This window comes from Streptomyces sp. NBC_00490 (assembly GCF_036013645.1).
Classification (GTDB): domain Bacteria; phylum Actinomycetota; class Actinomycetes; order Streptomycetales; family Streptomycetaceae; genus Streptomyces; species Streptomyces canus_F.
The window spans coordinates 4,276,166-4,290,749 of record NZ_CP107869.1; the positions used below are offsets into that span (position 1 = coordinate 4,276,166).

Sequence of the window (14,584 nt, forward strand, 5' to 3'; positions counted from 1 at the left end):
GCCACCATTCTCCCCATGGCTTGCACTTTGGCAACAGCGTTGCCAAAGTGGGAGGCATGACTGGCACCCCTCTCCGCGTGGGCCTCATCGGTTACGGCCTCGCGGGCTCCGTCTTCCACGCCCCGCTGATCGCCGCCACCGAGGGTCTCGTCCTCGACACGGTGGTCACCTCGAACCCCGAGCGTCAGGAGCAGGCCCGCGCCGAGTTCCCGGACGTACGCGTCGCCGCCACTCCCGACGAACTGTTCGAGCAGCGGGGTGGCGAGCTGGATCTCATCGTCATCGCCTCTCCCAACAAGACGCACGTCACGCTCGGCACCCGTGCCCTTGAGGCCGGCCTCCCGGTCGTCGTCGACAAGCCCGTCGCCGGTACCGCCGCCGAGGCGCGGCAGCTGGCGGCGCTCGCCGAGGAGCGGGGGTTGCTCCTCTCCGTCTTCCAGAACCGGCGGTGGGACAACGACTTCCTGACGCTGCGCAAGCTCCTCGCCGACGGTGAGCTGGGGGACGTATGGCGCTTCGAGTCCCGTTTCGAGCGGTGGCGGCCGCAGCCCAAGGGCGGGTGGCGGGAGTCCGGTGACCCGGCAGAGATCGGAGGTCTGCTGTACGACCTCGGCAGTCATCTCGTGGACCAGGCACTCGTCCTCTTCGGTCCCGTCACCTCGGTGTACGCCGAGTCGGACATCCGGCGCGACGGTGCCTCGGTCGACGACGACACCTTCATCGCGCTCACCCACGCGAGCGGGGTGCGGACCCAGCTGTACGCGACGGCCACCACCGCCCAACTCGGACCGCGCTTCCGGGTGCTGGGATCGCGGGCCGGTTATGTGAAGTACGGCCTCGATCCCCAGGAGGCGGCCCTGAAGGACGGCGAGCGGCCGGCCGAGGGCAAGGACTGGGGGCTGGAGCCCGAGTCGCTGTGGGGGCGGGTCGGTGCCGGTGAGTCCCCGCTGACGGGCGGCGGCCGGACCGAACCGACCCTCGCCGGGGACTACCCCGCTTACTATGCGGCCGTGGCGAAGGCCCTGCTCGACGGCGGTCCCAACCCGGTGACCGCACTGGAGGCGGCCGCCGCCCTCGACGTGCTCGAGGCGGCCCGCCGTTCGGCCCACGACGGAGTGGTGGTGAAGCTGTGACGCACAGCGGCGAGTTGACCCCGAAGTTCCACCCGGAACTGACCCCGCCCATCGAGGAGCTGGAGGCGCAGGAACGCCGCCTGGTCTTCCGCCAGTTCACGCATGACGACGCCTGGGCCCTGGGTTCCCTGCTGGTGGAGCTGGCCCGTGAGCGCCAGGCCCCCGTCGCCATCGACATCCACCGTGCCGGCCAGCAGCTCTTCCACGCCGCCCTGCCGGGCTCCGCCCCGGACAACGACGCCTGGATCAACCGCAAGCGCCGCGTCGTGGAGCGCTACGGCTCCGCCTCCTACCTGGTCGGCGCCCGCTTCCGCGCCAAGGGCAGCACCTTCGAGGAGTCCTCACGGCTCGACCCCGACGAGTACGCGGCCCACGGCGGTTCCTTCCCGATCACCGTCGAGGGTGTGGGGGTCGTGGGGGCGGTGACGGTGAGCGGTCTGCCTCAGCTCCAGGACCACAAGTTCGTGGTGGAGGCGCTGGAGGAGTTCTTGAACAAGAACGTGTAGGTGACCCACCCCAGGGGCGCGGGGAACTGCGCGACCAGCCACGCACGGCTCGCGGCTGACGTACGAGCCGCAGTTCCCCGGCTCTCCCAGCGGAGCGGCTACGCGCTCTTGAACTCCTGCCGCTGACGTCCGAGCCCCTCGATCTCCAGCTCGACCACGTCCCCGGCCCGCAGGAACGGCTTCGGCTCCGGCTGCCCCAGCGCCACCCCGGCCGGCGTCCCCGTGTTGATCACATCACCGGGGTACAGCGTCATGAACTGGCTGACGTACCGCACCACTTCCGCCACCGGGAAGATCTGCTCGGCCGTCGTCCCGTTCTGCTTCAGCTCACCGTTGACCCAGAGCTTCAGCGACAGGTTCTGCGGGTCCGGTATCTCGTCCGCCGTCACCAGCCACGGGCCCAGCGGGTTGAAGGTCTCGCAGTTCTTGCCCTTGTCCCAGGTCCCGCCGCGCTCGATCTGGAACTCCCGCTCGGACACGTCGTGCGCCACCGCGTACCCGGCGACATGCGCGAGCGCCGCCTCGTGCGAGTCGAGGTAGCGGGCCGTACGTCCGATGACCACCGCCAGCTCGACCTCCCAGTCGGTCTTCTCGGACTTGCGGGGCACGAGGACGGTGTCGTGCGGGCCTACGACCGTGTCCGCGGCCTTGAAGAAGATGACGGGCTCGGCGGGCGGCTCGGCGCCGGTCTCGCGGGCGTGGTCGTGGTAGTTCAGGCCGATGCACACGATCTTGCCGATCCGGGCGAGCGGCGGTCCGACGCGCAGCCCGGTGGCGTCCAGCGCGGGCAGCTCGCCGGCCTCCGCGGCCGTACGGATCCGCCCGAGCGCGGCGTCGTCGGCGAGCAGCGCTCCGTCGATGTCCGGGACGAGACCGCTCAGGTCCCGCAGCGTCCCGTCGGCGTCGAGCAGCGCGGGCGTCTCCGCTCCCGCCGTACCGACTCGCAGCAGCTTCATGATCACAATCTCCCTCGATCGCGGGGCGCCATCCCATGGGTGCAGCCATCGGATGACTGGTCGATCCTCCAAGGTCGACGTCCAGTCCGCAATACCCGGTTCACGGACTGGACCGAGGCCCGGCTGCTCAGCGGTAGAGCGCCGCCCGCTCCACCGCGCTCCACGTCGTACTGGTGACCACGTACAGCGCGGCCGCCAGCGGCACGACCGCCACGGTGAAGAGCGTGAAGAAGGACATGAACGGCATGACCTTGCTCATCGCCCCCATCCCCGTCATCGGCTGCCCGTCGACCACCGGCACGGCCGGATTCGCGGCCATCATCCGCTTGGTACGGCGGAAGTTGAAGGCGGCGACACAGGCGACCAGCGTGAACAGTCCGACGTAGACGAGCCCCGCTCCCCCGAAGGCGCCGCCGTCGCCGAGCGCGTCCGCCCAGCGGTTGCCGAGGGGGGCGGCGAAGAGCTGATGGGTCAGGAGCGGGTTGGTCGTGTTCGAGAACAGGTGGTAGAGGAGGAAGAAGGCGGGCATCTGGCACAGGCTCGGCAGACAGCCGGACAGCGGGGAGACCTTCTCCTCGGCGTGCAGGGCCAGTACGGCCTTCTGGAGCTTCTCGGGGTTCTTCGCGTGCTTCTTCCGCAGCTCGGCGATCTTCGGCTGGAGTTCGGTGCGGGCCTTCTGTCCGCGCGCCGCCGCGCGGGACAGGGGGTGCACGAGGAGTCGTACGAGCGCGGTGAACAGGACGATCGCGCCGGCCGCGGCGGATGCGCCGAGCAGCGGGTGGAGGAGGTCGGCGAGATGCTCGACCAGGGTGGCGAAGACGGACATGGGTGAGCCCTCCGGGGGTCTCGTCAGTGCCGGGAACCCGGATACGACGATCCGGGAAGGGTGTGCGGCATGACGACCCGCGCGGGGTCCGCGTCACCTGACGAAAACACCCGGGAGTGCTCTCAGGGAGCCTCGGGGTGCTTCGGAGAACGACGTGTGTGTCCCTACGCGGTGGTCGCCAGGAGGGCGTGTCCCGGTGCGCGGGGCCTGGTGCGGCCCTTGGCGTCGGGGTCGCGTTGCGGCAGGAAGGCCGTGCGGCGGGCGCGGTCGCGGATGGCCGTACGGACCCGGGTGGGCGGTACGGCGGGTGCGCAGCGCGCGACGAGCAGGGAGCAGGCGGCGAAGGCGGAACCGGCCGCGGCGGTCGCCGCGAGGGCGACGGCGGCGGAGAGGCTGCCGGTGTCGAGGAGGGCGACCTGGAGGAACAGGAGCAGCAGGGGTACGGCGGAGCGCGGACCGCGGATCACCGGCCACCCCTCCCCTCGCTCACCGGACTACGTACGTTATTCGTACCTGTGTCGGTTATACCTGATCGGTCACTACCGGCTCCAACAGCCGCTTGGGCTTCAGCAGAGCCCGGCTGACCGGATCCACCGGGTCCGGATCGAGTCCGGGGCCCGGCATCATGAGGATGTCGGCGGGCGGTACGACGGTCGCGCAGGCGGGGCACTCGCCGTACGGGCCGAGATCGGTGCCGCACTCCGTGTGCCGGAAGACACGCAGCACCGTCTTGTCGTAGTGCTCGCGGCCCCACCGCCCCAGTGAGCGCACCACGGGCCACAGCTCGATGCCGCGGTCGGTCAGGACGTACTCGTCGCGCGGCGGCGACTCCTGGTACCGGCGCTTCTCCAGGACGCCCTCCTCGGTGAGCATCTGGAGGCGGGCGGCGAGGACGGCGCGGGGGATGCCGAGGTGGCCGAGGAAGTCGTTGTAGCGCCGTACGCCGTAGAGCGCGTCGCGGACGACGAGGAGCGTCCAGCGTTCGCCGACGATCTCCAGCGCGCGGGCGATCGAGCACTCCTGTGTCGCGTAGTCCTTGCCCAGTGCCATGCCGTCCACCTTAGCCACTTTGCGAGCGGTTGGTTCATTCACCGAACTGACCCTGTTACGGTACTCCGCATGACTAGGTTCAGTGAACGAACCATCACCGAGGTGCCCACTCCGGCGCCCCTCCCGCCCGCCGGGCCCACCCTCGCCCTGACCAGTGCCGCCACCGCCGTGGCGCTGATGACGTACACCGCGCCGATGGTCACGCTCCCCGACATCGCCGCCGCCCTGCACACCCCGCTCTCCGCCCAGGCCTGGCTCCTGAACGGCACTCCGCTCGGACTCGCCGCCCTCCTCCTGGTCGCCGGCAGCCTCGCCGACGACTACGGCCGCCGCCGGGTCTTCGTCGCCGGCACCCTCGCGCTCGGCCTCACCACGGTCCTCGGCGCCTTCGCCTCCAACACCTGGCTGTTCACCCTGGCCCGCATCGCCCAGGGCGCGGCCAGCGCGGCCCTCCTCGCGAGCAGCCTCGGCCTGATCGCCCACGCCTTCCCGACACCGGCCGGACGGCTGCGGGCGACCGGGGTGTGGGGCGCGTTCGTGAGCGGCGGGATCGCGGTGGGGCCGATCGTGACCGGTGCCATGCCGAGCTGGCGGTTGTCGTACGTCGTTCTCGGCGCCGCCGCCGTGGTCGTGGGGGCCGTGTCGGCGCGCGCGTTGCCGCATACAGAGGAAAGGAGGACGGCGGAGGAACGGCCGTCGGTGGACCGGTACGCGTCCCGCGCCCCGCGTGGCCGCCGCCCCGACCTCGGTGGAGCCGTGACCTTCGGGTCGGCCCTGATCGCCCTGGTCGCGGCCCTGACACTGGGCCGGGACGGCTGGCTGCGGGCTCCGGTGGGGCTGTTGCTGCTGGTCTCGCTGGTGCTGCTGGCCCTCTTCGTCGTGGTCGAGCGGCGCGCGGCGGCCCCGATGATCGACCTGGGTCTGCTGCGCCGCCCCGGTTTCCTCGCCTCCTCCGCGGGCGGGCTCTTCACGGGGCTCGCGGTGATCGGCCTGTTCAGCTTCCTGCCGGCCCTGCTCCAGCAGACGATGGGACTGTCGGCGATGGACACGGCCTGGCTGTTCCTGCTCTGGTCGGGGCTCTCCTTCGCGGTGGCCCTCCAGGCACGCCGACTGTCCGGACGGGTGTCCCCGCGGCTGCAACTCGCCCTCGGTTTCCTGCTCCACGCGGCCGGCGTCCTGACCATGCTGGGCTCGATCGGCTCCGGCTCCTGGACCCGTCTGCTCCCCGGCCTGGTCGTGGCGGGAGTGGGCAGCGGTCTGCTCAACGCCGCGTTGCCCCTGCTCGCCGTGGAGTCGGTGCCCGCCCAGCGGGCGGCGATGGGCTCGGGGGCCCAGCAGACCCTCCGGTACATCGGTTCGTGCGCGGGGGTCGCCCTGACGATCGCCCTCGCGACCTCGTCGAGCGGAGGCCTGGCCCAGGGCGCGGACGTGGCGATGGTGGTGTCGGCGGGGCTGGCCGTGGTGGCGGGGGTTGTGGTGGGGGTGCTGCGGGAGCGGGGATGAGGGTGAGGGGTGGGGGCGTGCTGCTGCAGCAGGCCGGACGACGGGGCCCACACCCTGTACGACTGCGTTCCGGCCGAGGAGTGGGACGTGCGTTGAGAAGTGGCGCGCGGCGCATGTCCTACCGGGGGCGCATCGAGACCAGCTTGCCCCAGACCACCAGGCGGTACCGGGAGGTGTACTCCGGGGTGCAGGTGGTCAGGGTGATGAAGTAGCCGGGGGCGGTGTAGCCGTGGGCGGGGTGGACCGTCGAGCGGGGGATCTTTCGGAGCACTCCCGAGTCGCGGGCCGAGGTCTGGGTGAGGGTCTTGTCCACGGCGTACGTGTAGACGGCGTCCTCGGTCTCGACCTGGAGCGTGTCCTTGGGCACGAGCCGGTTGAGGTACCGGAAGGGCTCGCCGTGCGTGTTGCGGTGCCCGGCGAGGGCGAAGTTGCCTGCCCGGCCCGGCTGTTGGGTGCCGGGGTAGTGGCCGACGTACCCCTTGTTGAGGACGTCCTGCTTGCCGACGCCCTCGGCGACCGGGACGCGGAGGCCGAGGCGGGGGATGGTGAGGATGGCGTAGGCCTGGGACCAACTGGGCTGTCGGGAGCGGGTGGTGGGCTGTTGCGGCTGCCGCCGGGTGGCACCGGTGTCGGTGCTCGGGGTGTCGGTGCTCTGCGGACTGGGTGCGATGTCCGGACCCCGCCCGGTGTCCCACTCCCGCTCCAGCGCCTCCACCTTCCGCTCGGCGCCCCGCCGTGCCTCCCGGTTGGTCCACCACAGCTGATGAACGACGAGGAGCAGGAGTACGACCCCTACGGTGACCAGGAGTTCGCCGCCCGTCCACAGCGCGCGCCGGCGACGGACACGCCGACGCCGGGTCTCGTGCCCCACGACGGGCACCCGCATGCCGTACACCGCCCTCCGCCTGTGTACGCCGCCTTCACCGAGCCCGCACGATAAGCGCTGCCACCTCAAGTGACCAGCCCCATAAGCTCGTCGGCCATGAGCAAGTACTGGCTCCTCACCCTGGTCCCGTTCCTCGGCGGCCTCGTCCTCACGGCGTACGAGGCACGGGTCGCCCTCACCGAGCATGTGCTGCGCCGCGTCGGCCGCCGTGCGGAGGCGGTCGTGACGGGTCACACCGCGTCCCGGGAGGGGACGTATCCCTCCCTGCATCCGGTGGTGCGCTGGACCGACGAGCACGGCGAGGAGCAGGAGCACGCGGTCGTCGCCGCGGGACCGGGCGCGCACCGGCTGTCGGAGGGCGCGGTGGTCCGCATCATCCACACGCCGGGCGTCCCCGGCACGGCGGCGCTGGACACCCCGGAGCGTTACAGGACGGCGGTGTTCGGGATGTGGCTGGGCGTGCTGCTGTGGGTGGGCGCGCTGGCGGCGGTGCTGATACGGATCGCGACGCTGCTGCCGACGTATCGCTACTGACCGCCGGTATCCACCGCGCTCACTAACCGCTACCCCTTCTGATAACCGTTGGAAAAATAGAAAGCCGGATAGAAAGAAAGCGCTGTCACGCATCTCGACAACCCCGTGCACCACACCCGATGCTTCGTGATGGCACGCGGGGGGCGCGATGGGCGAGCCACTACGTCTTCAGCCCGGCCGCCCGTTCAGGGACAGGCGGTCGAGCCCCACGGAGAGGCGGACAGACAGCCATGATCCGACGCAGAACGCTGCTGACAGCCGCAGGAGGCACCCTCCTCGGCAGCGCCCTGGCGACGGGCACCGCACGCGCGGACGCCACGATCGCCGTCAGCCCCGGTACGTCGTACGGCACTTGGGAGGGCTGGGGCACCTCCCTCGCCTGGTGGGCGAACGTGTTCGGCGCGCGGGACGACTTCGCCGACCTGTTCTTCACCACCAAGTCGACGACCTACAACGGCATTTCGCTCCCCGGCCTCGGTATGAACATCGCCCGCTACAACCTGGGCGCATGCAGCTGGAACTCGGTCGGCGGGCAGTCGATGGTGGCCTCCGCCAACATCCCCGCGTTCAAGCAGATCGAGGGCTACTGGCAGGACTGGAACAACGAGGACCCCACCTCCTCCGCCTGGGACTGGACCGCCGACGCCACCCAGCGCGCGATGCTGACGAAGGCGGTGGCACGCGGCGCGACGACGGAGCTGTTCGCCAACTCGCCGATGTGGTGGATGTGCGCCAACCACAACCCCTCCGGGGCCTCGGGCGGCGGCAACAACCTCCAGACCTGGAACTACCGCCAGCACGCCTCCCACCTCGCCGCCGTCGCCCTCTACGCCAAGAACAACTGGGGCGTGAACTTCGCGACGGTCGACCCCTTCAACGAGCCCTCGTCGTCCTGGTGGACCGCCACCGGCACGCAGGAGGGCTGCCACATGGACTCGACGGTCCAGGCCGCCGTACTGCCGTACATGCGCAGTGAGTTGAACAGCCGCGGACTGTCGGGCGTACGGATCTCGGCCTCGGACGAGACGAGCTACGACCTCGCCCGCACCACCTGGAACTCCTTCAGCTCTACGACGAAGGGGTACGTCAACCAGGTCAACGTGCACGGCTACCAGGGCTCCGCCGGCCGCAGGGACCTGCTCTACACGGACGTGGTGACGACGGCCGGCAAGAAGCTGTGGAACTCGGAGACCGGCGACAGCGACGGCACCGGGTACAACATGGCCTTCAACCTCCTGTACGACTTCCGCTGGCTGCACCCGACGGCCTGGGTCTACTGGCAGGTCATGGACCCGAGCGCGGGCTGGGGCGTGATCAAGTACGACGCGAGCACCCTGCAGGCGGGCGCGATCGAGCGGAAGTACTACGTGCTGGCCCAGTTCAGCCGCCACATCCGCCCCGGCATGCGGATCCTGGACACGGGCGTGAGCTATGCGACGGCGGCGTACGACGCGACGGCGAAGCGGCTCGTCATCGTGGCCCTCAACACCTCGACCTCGGCCCAGACCCTGACCTTCAACCTCTCCAACTTCACCACGGTGACGGGCGGGACGGGTGGCCTGGTCCCGCGCTGGAACACGGTGACGACGGGCGGGGACGCGTACAAGGCGTACTCGGACACGCGTCTGAGCGGGAAGTCGGTGGCGGTGCCGTTCGCGGCGAAGGCGGTGCAGACGATTCAGATCGACGGGGTGACGATCTGAGGGAGTGGGATTGAGTGGGGCTGAGTGAGTGGGGTGGGGTGGGCTGGAGCGGGGTCGGCCGGTCGGGTCGGGTCGGTTCCGCTGGTTCACGCCTGCTCCAGCTGGTTCACGCCTGTTCTATGGGAGAGGGCGAGTGGGCACCGTCAGCGTCGCCGTCGGCGGTCGGCCGTAGGTGGCGGTGGAGCTGCCAGGCCGTGACCGCGACGATCGGTACGACGACGGCGGGCACGATCCACGCCGGAACGCCGATCCACACCGCCGGCAGCCCCACGCCCGCACAGGCGGCCGTCATGACGATCAGCAGCGTCTTGCCCAACGGCCGCCAGGTGAACGGCTCATGACCGAGGGGCCGGGCGATCCGCACCGCGCCGAACCCGAGCCCCAGCGCCGCGAGGAGCCCCAGGAACGTGCCGATGGCGTACGTCATCTGGGGCTCGTCGCGGGGTGCGTCGGAGGTGTTCTGCCGTAGTTCCCCCTTGCTCACCGTCATGACCTCGCCTCGCCAGAGGGTGCCGGTGACCCGGTCGCCCGGTACTAGCCGCTCCAGCACGGGGTCCGGGTCGCCGAAGGACAGGGTTCCGCTCCAGACGGGGGCGCCGTCCAAGGTCGCGGTGTAGCTGCCGCTTCTCTTGCCGGGCTCGTTCCGCGTGCGCTCGACGGTGAGGGGGACCGTGAGTAGGCAGTCCTCCGCCGCCTTTGCCGTTGCCGCCGATCGGTCCGGGCACAGCTCGGCGGCCCGGTACTCCTGATACCGCTCGACGTCGGAGGGCAGCCAGGCGGAGAACACGAGCCAGCAGCTCACGGCCGGGACGAGGGACAGCAGGACGAGCAGGACGCCCGCGAGTCTCGCCCGTATCGAAGACCGCGAGTTCGTATCTGTTCCGGTCACCGTCATCACGAGCCCCCGTATCGCTGTGCCGTGGTGTTGTCACGGCGTGGTGTTGCGATTGCTGTTGCTTTTGCCGCTGCCCGCCATCTTCATCCACGCCGGTGGACGACAGGGCGGGCCAGGGCTCCGCCGGGTGTCCTGGCCTGCGTATATCTCTCCTCATTGAGCCATCGGCAGTACGGTGTCCCCCATGCGCCCCGACACGCCTGCCGAGAACGTCGACCACACCGCCGAAGCGGCACGCCTGGAGCGAACCGCCGGCCTGTATCCCGAGGACGCCGAAGCCCTGCTCCTGCAGGCCGCGGCCCACCTGGAACTGGCCGGCGACCGCCCCGCGGCGACCGCCCTCTACGACAGCCTGCTGGCATCGCAGACCGCCCTGGAGAACCCCTTCCTGGTACGCGCCCTCAAGGCGTCGAACCTCTGGGAGTACGGCCATGAGGCGGAGGCCCGCGCCATCATCGAGGGCGTCCGGGCGGCGTCACCGCGGGACCCGGCGCCCTGGGTGATCGTGGCGGAGGCCCTGGAGGCCCACGACGAGCTGGAGGCGGCCCAGGAGACGTTCACCGAGGGCACCCGCCTGCTCCTGGCGGACGTGCAGGAGCCCCCGTACTCCACGCATCCCCTGCTGTTCGGCCGCCACCGGGTCCGCCGCATGCTGGGCGCGGGCCACGACGACTGGGACATGCTCGCGGACACCCTCCACACGTCCCCGGTCCCCCTGGACGAACTCCACGACCCCAAGCGCGTCTGGTCCCTCGGCTCGGACAACCCCGCGGAACTGGCGGCGGAGATCTCCCGCCTGCGGGCGGAGCTCGGCTCCTTCCGCGAGGCCCTGTCCCGCCCCTTCCCGGTGGCGGTCCTGCACTGGCCGCAGGCCGAACTGACGGAACTGGTCACGGCGTACCCGAGCCTGGCGGAGGACTACCCCTCCCACGAAGAACACCTCACGACGATAGAGGCCTCCCTGAGGGAACTGGCCGCCTCCGGAACGGGGAACCTCGGCATCGTGACGGGGACGGTCCCCTCCTACGAGGCCTTCGCCGCCTCAGAGGGCGCCTCCCCCGGCGACGGGGCGCTGCTGCCGCAGTACGCGACCACACTGGCGGCCCGGGGGCGGGCGGTGGCCTGGCCTCCGCAGCGGGGGGCGGTTTGCTGGTGCGGGTCGGGGCGGGTCTATGGGGAGTGCCACGGCACGCACGCATAGCGGGGTGGTGAGGGGCCGGACATGTCCCAGCCAGATCTGACGTTCGCGTGCCCCTTCGCGACCCTCTGGCTGGGCACCGGCCTGAAGATCACCCGCGTCGCGAGGGGCCCGTGGTCCACCTCGCCCAGGTCAAACCGGGCTCGAAGTCGCGGTTGCCCACAGGGCCATCAACCTCACCTGCTACAACAGAGCCACTGCTGTGTGTGAGGGTCCACATGAGGGGTGGGGGAATCAGCGTGGCTCAGCCGGGGGATCTGTCGCAGCCTGTTGCGGGTGTTTACGAGGAACTCGTCACCCAGCGCATGCAGGCGCAGATGGAGCAATTGAACGCAGCAGGTTGGAAGGCCATCGATGACGAGGTCAGCGAAGAATCGTCACCCCATGTACTCGCTCGGCATATCAGTCGTGCTGTGAGACACCGGCTTAGCCAGCTGCCCCACGACAAGCGTGTCGCCGTCGCCAACCAAATCATCGAGTCACTCGTATCCGATCCTGACGGCCTCGGAAACAGTGACGCCGTCGAGTTGATTGCCGATGGGCCTCGCCAACTCCTCGCACTGGCTGAGAAAGAGGCACCCGGCGTCTACGCAATACGCCCGCTCACGCCTCTTTCGGAGACCGCCCTCATCACCAATGCTCCCGAGGACCCGAACCTCGGCAGTGAGCTGCGAGCTGAGCTGGCCACGGCGGACCGCATCGATCTGCTCTGCGCGTTCGTGAAGTGGTACGGGTTGCGCGTACTCGAAGACTCGCTCCGCGCCGCGGCGGAACGCGGCGTTCCCATCCGAGTCATCACCACCACGTATATCGGCGCTACCGATCGTCATGCCCTCGACCGACTCGTCCGCGACTTTGGTGCTCAGGTCAAGGTCAACTACGAGATCCGCTCGACGCGTTTGCACGCGAAGGCATGGCTGTTTCGACGCGACAGCGGCTTTGACACGGCGTACGTGGGCAGTTCCAACCTCTCCAAGGCCGCTTTGCTCGACGGTCTGGAGTGGAATGTACGGCTGTCCTCCGTGGCCACTCCGGCGGTGCTCAACAAGTTCGAGGCGACCTTCGACGCGTACTGGAACGACATCGCTTTTGAGCCCTACAACCCGGATCTCGACGCCCGGAAGTTGGACGAAGCGCTGGGGCTGGCGGGCGGGTCGTCGTCCAACCAAGACTCCAAGATCACCCTCTCCGGTCTGGAGGTTCGGCCGCACCCCTACCAGGCCGACATGTTGGAGCGGCTGCACGTCGAACGTGAGGTCCGCGGTCGCCAGCGCAACTTGCTTGTCGCCGCAACCGGTACGGGCAAGACCGTCATGGCTGCCCTTGACTACCGCAACCTCTTCAGGCAGGGCGGCCGGAAGCAGTACCCACGGCTCCTTTTCGTGGCACACCGCAAAGAAATCCTGAAGCAGTCGCTGCGCATGTACCGCGAGGTACTCGATGACGCATCCTTCGGGGAAGCCCTCTACACCGGCGAGCTACCGCGCGACTGGAAGCAGGTCTTTGCGAGCGTGCAATCGCTCACCGACCAGCGACTCGACCAGTTCGACCCGGAACACTTCGACATCATCGTCATCGACGAGTTCCATCACGCCACGGCTGCGACCTATCGCCGCGTTCTCAACCACTTCAAGCCGAAGCAGCTCCTCGGTCTCACCGCCACTCCCGAGCGCGCGGATGGGCTTAACGTCCAGGACGAGTTCTTCGATGGGCGAATCGCCGCTGAGATGCGACTGTGGGAGGCCCTCGACAACGACCTCCTCTGCCCGTTCCACTACTTCGGCGTGCCTGACGGTACGGACCTCACTCGACTCAACTGGCGTTCTGGGACATACGACCAGAGCCAACTCGGCGACTTGTTCTCGGCCGATCATGCCCGGGCCCGCATCGTCATCAAGCAGGTCCGGGACAAGGCGTCGGATCCGATGAGCATGCGGGCGCTCGGATTCTGCGTCAGCAGAAAGCACGCTCACTTCATGGCGCAGTGCTTCCGGGATGCAGGATTCAAAGCCGAGGCCTTGGACAGCGCATCGAAGCCCGAAGTCCGTGACCGGGTACTGTCCCAGCTCAAGGCCGGCGAGATCCAAGTCATCTTCTCCGTGGACCTCTTCAATGAGGGCTTGGACATCCCCGACGTCGATACGTTGCTCCTCCTTCGTCCGACGAGCAGCGCCACTGTCTTCCTCCAGCAACTCGGCCGAGGCCTACGCCGCACGCCCGACAAGCCGGTACTCACTGTGCTCGACTTCATCGGTCAGCATCGAGCCGAGTTCCGGTTCGAGGAGCAGTTCCGCGCGATGACCAACCTGTCGCGTAACCGGCTCCTTGAGCATGCCGAGCATGACTTTCCTCTGCTGCCTTCGGGCTGCCAGATCATCCTTGAAGGCAAGTCCAAGGAACTGGTGCTGAACAACATCCGCACCCAGATCAAGGCAACCGTCCAAACCCTCGCCAAGGAAGCCAAGGCCTTCGATACGCCGTTCCTCGCGGACTACCTCAGGGAGAGTCGTCGCGAGATCAGGGAGCTGTACAAGTCGCACAACTCCTGGACGTCTGTCCTACGACGCGCTGGTCTGACTGACCATCCTGAACAGCCAGGTGAGGAAGATCTGTTGAAGCGCGTGCATGCGTTCTTGCACGTGGATGACCTCGAGCGCGCCGAAACGTACACCCGCCTGCTGAGCGATGACGCACCGACGTACGAGTCGCTGAACCAGAGGGACAAGACATATGCGCGGATGCTCTTCTTCAATCTCTGGGACAAGGCTGGCGGGTTCACCTCCTACGCACAGGGACTTGAATCACTCCGTGAGCAGCGAGCCCTGCGCGACGAACTACGGCAGGCACTTGATCACGTCATGGGGCAAGCCGATCACTTCCCCATCCCGCTAGAAGGCCCGCATGCCCACATCCCCTTGAAGATCCACAGTGCATATAACCGCTCTGAGATCCTTGCCGCGCTTGGGGTCGCGCGCCTCGGTGGTCAGATGCCTGGCTCCTTTGCACAGGGCGTCCTGTGGGACGAGCAGAACCAGACGGACGCCTTGCTGATCACTCTCGAGAAGAACGAGAAGGATTTTTCGCCCACCATTCGCTATAAGGATTACGCGCTCAGCCCCTCCCTGTTCCACTGGGAGTCACAGAGCACCACCGCAGACACTTCACCCACAGGGTTGCGCTACCGGCAGCACAAGCAACGGGGAAGCCACGTCCTGATGTTCATGCGGCGCTACAAGGACACCGACATCGGCAAGGCCCAACCTTGGATGCTGCTCGGGCCAGCAACCTTTGTCCGGCACGAGGGCAGCAAGCCCATGGCCATCACCTGGCAACTACATCAGGAACTGCCTGCGGATGTGTGGTCGTACTCGGGCATCACGTCGGGCTAGGCCTC

General features: G+C 68.6%; 13 protein-coding genes. 7 read left to right on the forward strand and 6 right to left on the reverse strand.

Annotation, left to right across the window (positions count from 1 at the left end; all coding sequences use genetic code 11):
* Positions 1–56 precede the first annotated feature (56 nt).
* The gene (locus OG381_RS19245; RefSeq protein WP_327717317.1) at positions 57–1,133 is read left to right on the forward strand and encodes a Gfo/Idh/MocA family oxidoreductase; all 1,077 of its coding nucleotides are present in this window, start codon (positions 57–59) and stop codon (positions 1,131–1,133) included.
* Entirely contained in the window at positions 1,130–1,639 is a 510-nt protein-coding gene (locus tag OG381_RS19250) for a heme-degrading domain-containing protein (RefSeq protein ID WP_327717318.1), read from the forward strand. The genes OG381_RS19245 and OG381_RS19250 overlap by 4 nt, the downstream gene beginning before the upstream one ends.
* 98 nt (positions 1,640–1,737) lie before the next feature.
* Here OG381_RS19250 and OG381_RS19255 read toward each other — a convergent pair whose 3' ends face one another.
* The 4 genes from OG381_RS19255 to OG381_RS19270 all read right to left on the reverse strand — a co-directional run bounded on the left by OG381_RS19255 (position 1,738) and on the right by OG381_RS19270 (position 4,471).
* Positions 1,738–2,595 (reverse strand): fumarylacetoacetate hydrolase family protein, encoded by an 858-nt coding sequence (locus OG381_RS19255; RefSeq protein WP_327717319.1) that lies wholly within the window; start codon positions 2,593–2,595, stop codon positions 1,738–1,740.
* Between the two features lie 127 nt (positions 2,596–2,722).
* Positions 2,723–3,421, reverse strand: a complete 699-nt coding sequence (locus tag OG381_RS19260) for a YidC/Oxa1 family membrane protein insertase (RefSeq protein WP_327717320.1) — start codon at positions 3,419–3,421, stop codon at positions 2,723–2,725.
* Positions 3,422–3,585: 164 nt separating this feature from the next.
* Positions 3,586–3,888, reverse strand: a complete 303-nt coding sequence (locus OG381_RS19265) for a DUF6412 domain-containing protein (RefSeq protein ID WP_327717321.1) — start codon at positions 3,886–3,888, stop codon at positions 3,586–3,588.
* A 55-nt stretch (positions 3,889–3,943) separates the two neighbouring features.
* The gene (locus OG381_RS19270) at positions 3,944–4,471 is read right to left on the reverse strand and encodes a winged helix-turn-helix transcriptional regulator (RefSeq protein ID WP_327717322.1); all 528 of its coding nucleotides are present in this window, start codon (positions 4,469–4,471) and stop codon (positions 3,944–3,946) included.
* 69 nt (positions 4,472–4,540) lie between these two features.
* Between OG381_RS19270 and OG381_RS19275 the strand changes: the two genes are divergently transcribed.
* Positions 4,541–5,974, forward strand: coding sequence for an MFS transporter (locus OG381_RS19275; protein ID WP_327717323.1), 1,434 nt, complete (start codon positions 4,541–4,543; stop codon positions 5,972–5,974).
* Between the two features lie 118 nt (positions 5,975–6,092).
* On the opposite strand, the gene OG381_RS19280 is transcribed toward OG381_RS19275, so the two are convergent.
* Entirely contained in the window at positions 6,093–6,860 is a 768-nt protein-coding gene (locus OG381_RS19280) for a class E sortase (RefSeq protein WP_327717324.1), read from the reverse strand.
* A gap of 96 nt (positions 6,861–6,956) precedes the next feature.
* Between OG381_RS19280 and OG381_RS19285 the strand changes: the two genes are divergently transcribed.
* Together OG381_RS19285 and OG381_RS19290 are read left to right on the forward strand one after the other, a co-directional pair.
* Positions 6,957–7,394 carry a DUF3592 domain-containing protein gene (locus OG381_RS19285; protein WP_327717325.1) on the forward strand — a complete coding sequence of 146 codons (438 nt, stop codon included), beginning with the start codon at positions 6,957–6,959 and terminating at the stop codon, positions 7,392–7,394.
* A 230-nt stretch (positions 7,395–7,624) separates the two neighbouring features.
* Positions 7,625–9,097, forward strand: a complete 1,473-nt coding sequence (locus OG381_RS19290) for a beta-1,6-galactanase (RefSeq protein WP_327717326.1) — start codon at positions 7,625–7,627, stop codon at positions 9,095–9,097.
* A gap of 106 nt (positions 9,098–9,203) precedes the next feature.
* Here OG381_RS19290 and OG381_RS19295 read toward each other — a convergent pair whose 3' ends face one another.
* Positions 9,204–9,986, reverse strand: coding sequence for a hypothetical protein (locus tag OG381_RS19295; protein WP_327717327.1), 783 nt, complete (start codon positions 9,984–9,986; stop codon positions 9,204–9,206).
* Positions 9,987–10,176: 190 nt separating this feature from the next.
* On the opposite strand from OG381_RS19295, the gene OG381_RS19300 reads away from it, so the two are divergent.
* Positions 10,177–11,193, forward strand: coding sequence for an SEC-C domain-containing protein (locus OG381_RS19300; RefSeq protein ID WP_327717328.1), 1,017 nt, complete (start codon positions 10,177–10,179; stop codon positions 11,191–11,193).
* Between the two features lie 215 nt (positions 11,194–11,408).
* A complete protein-coding gene (locus tag OG381_RS19305) occupies positions 11,409–14,579 on the forward strand; it encodes a DUF3427 domain-containing protein (protein ID WP_327717329.1) in 3,171 nt (1,056 codons plus the stop codon).
* The last annotated feature ends 5 nt before the right edge of the window (positions 14,580–14,584 follow it).

Coding starts and splice junctions, on each gene's coding strand:
- OG381_RS19280 (WP_327717324.1), bottom strand. CDS start 6,860: ATGCGGGTGCCCGTCGTGGGGCACGAGACCCGGCGTCGGCGTGTCCGT.
- OG381_RS19275 (WP_327717323.1), top strand. CDS start 4,541: ATGACTAGGTTCAGTGAACGAACCATCACCGAGGTGCCCACTCCGGCG.
- OG381_RS19285 (WP_327717325.1), top strand. CDS start 6,957: ATGAGCAAGTACTGGCTCCTCACCCTGGTCCCGTTCCTCGGCGGCCTC.
- OG381_RS19290 (WP_327717326.1), top strand. CDS start 7,625: ATGATCCGACGCAGAACGCTGCTGACAGCCGCAGGAGGCACCCTCCTC.
- OG381_RS19245 (WP_327717317.1), top strand. CDS start 57: ATGACTGGCACCCCTCTCCGCGTGGGCCTCATCGGTTACGGCCTCGCG.
- OG381_RS19255 (WP_327717319.1), bottom strand. CDS start 2,595: ATGAAGCTGCTGCGAGTCGGTACGGCGGGAGCGGAGACGCCCGCGCTG.
- OG381_RS19260 (WP_327717320.1), bottom strand. CDS start 3,421: ATGTCCGTCTTCGCCACCCTGGTCGAGCATCTCGCCGACCTCCTCCAC.
- OG381_RS19305 (WP_327717329.1), top strand. CDS start 11,409: ATGAGGGGTGGGGGAATCAGCGTGGCTCAGCCGGGGGATCTGTCGCAG.
- OG381_RS19270 (WP_327717322.1), bottom strand. CDS start 4,471: ATGGCACTGGGCAAGGACTACGCGACACAGGAGTGCTCGATCGCCCGC.
- OG381_RS19300 (WP_327717328.1), top strand. CDS start 10,177: ATGCGCCCCGACACGCCTGCCGAGAACGTCGACCACACCGCCGAAGCG.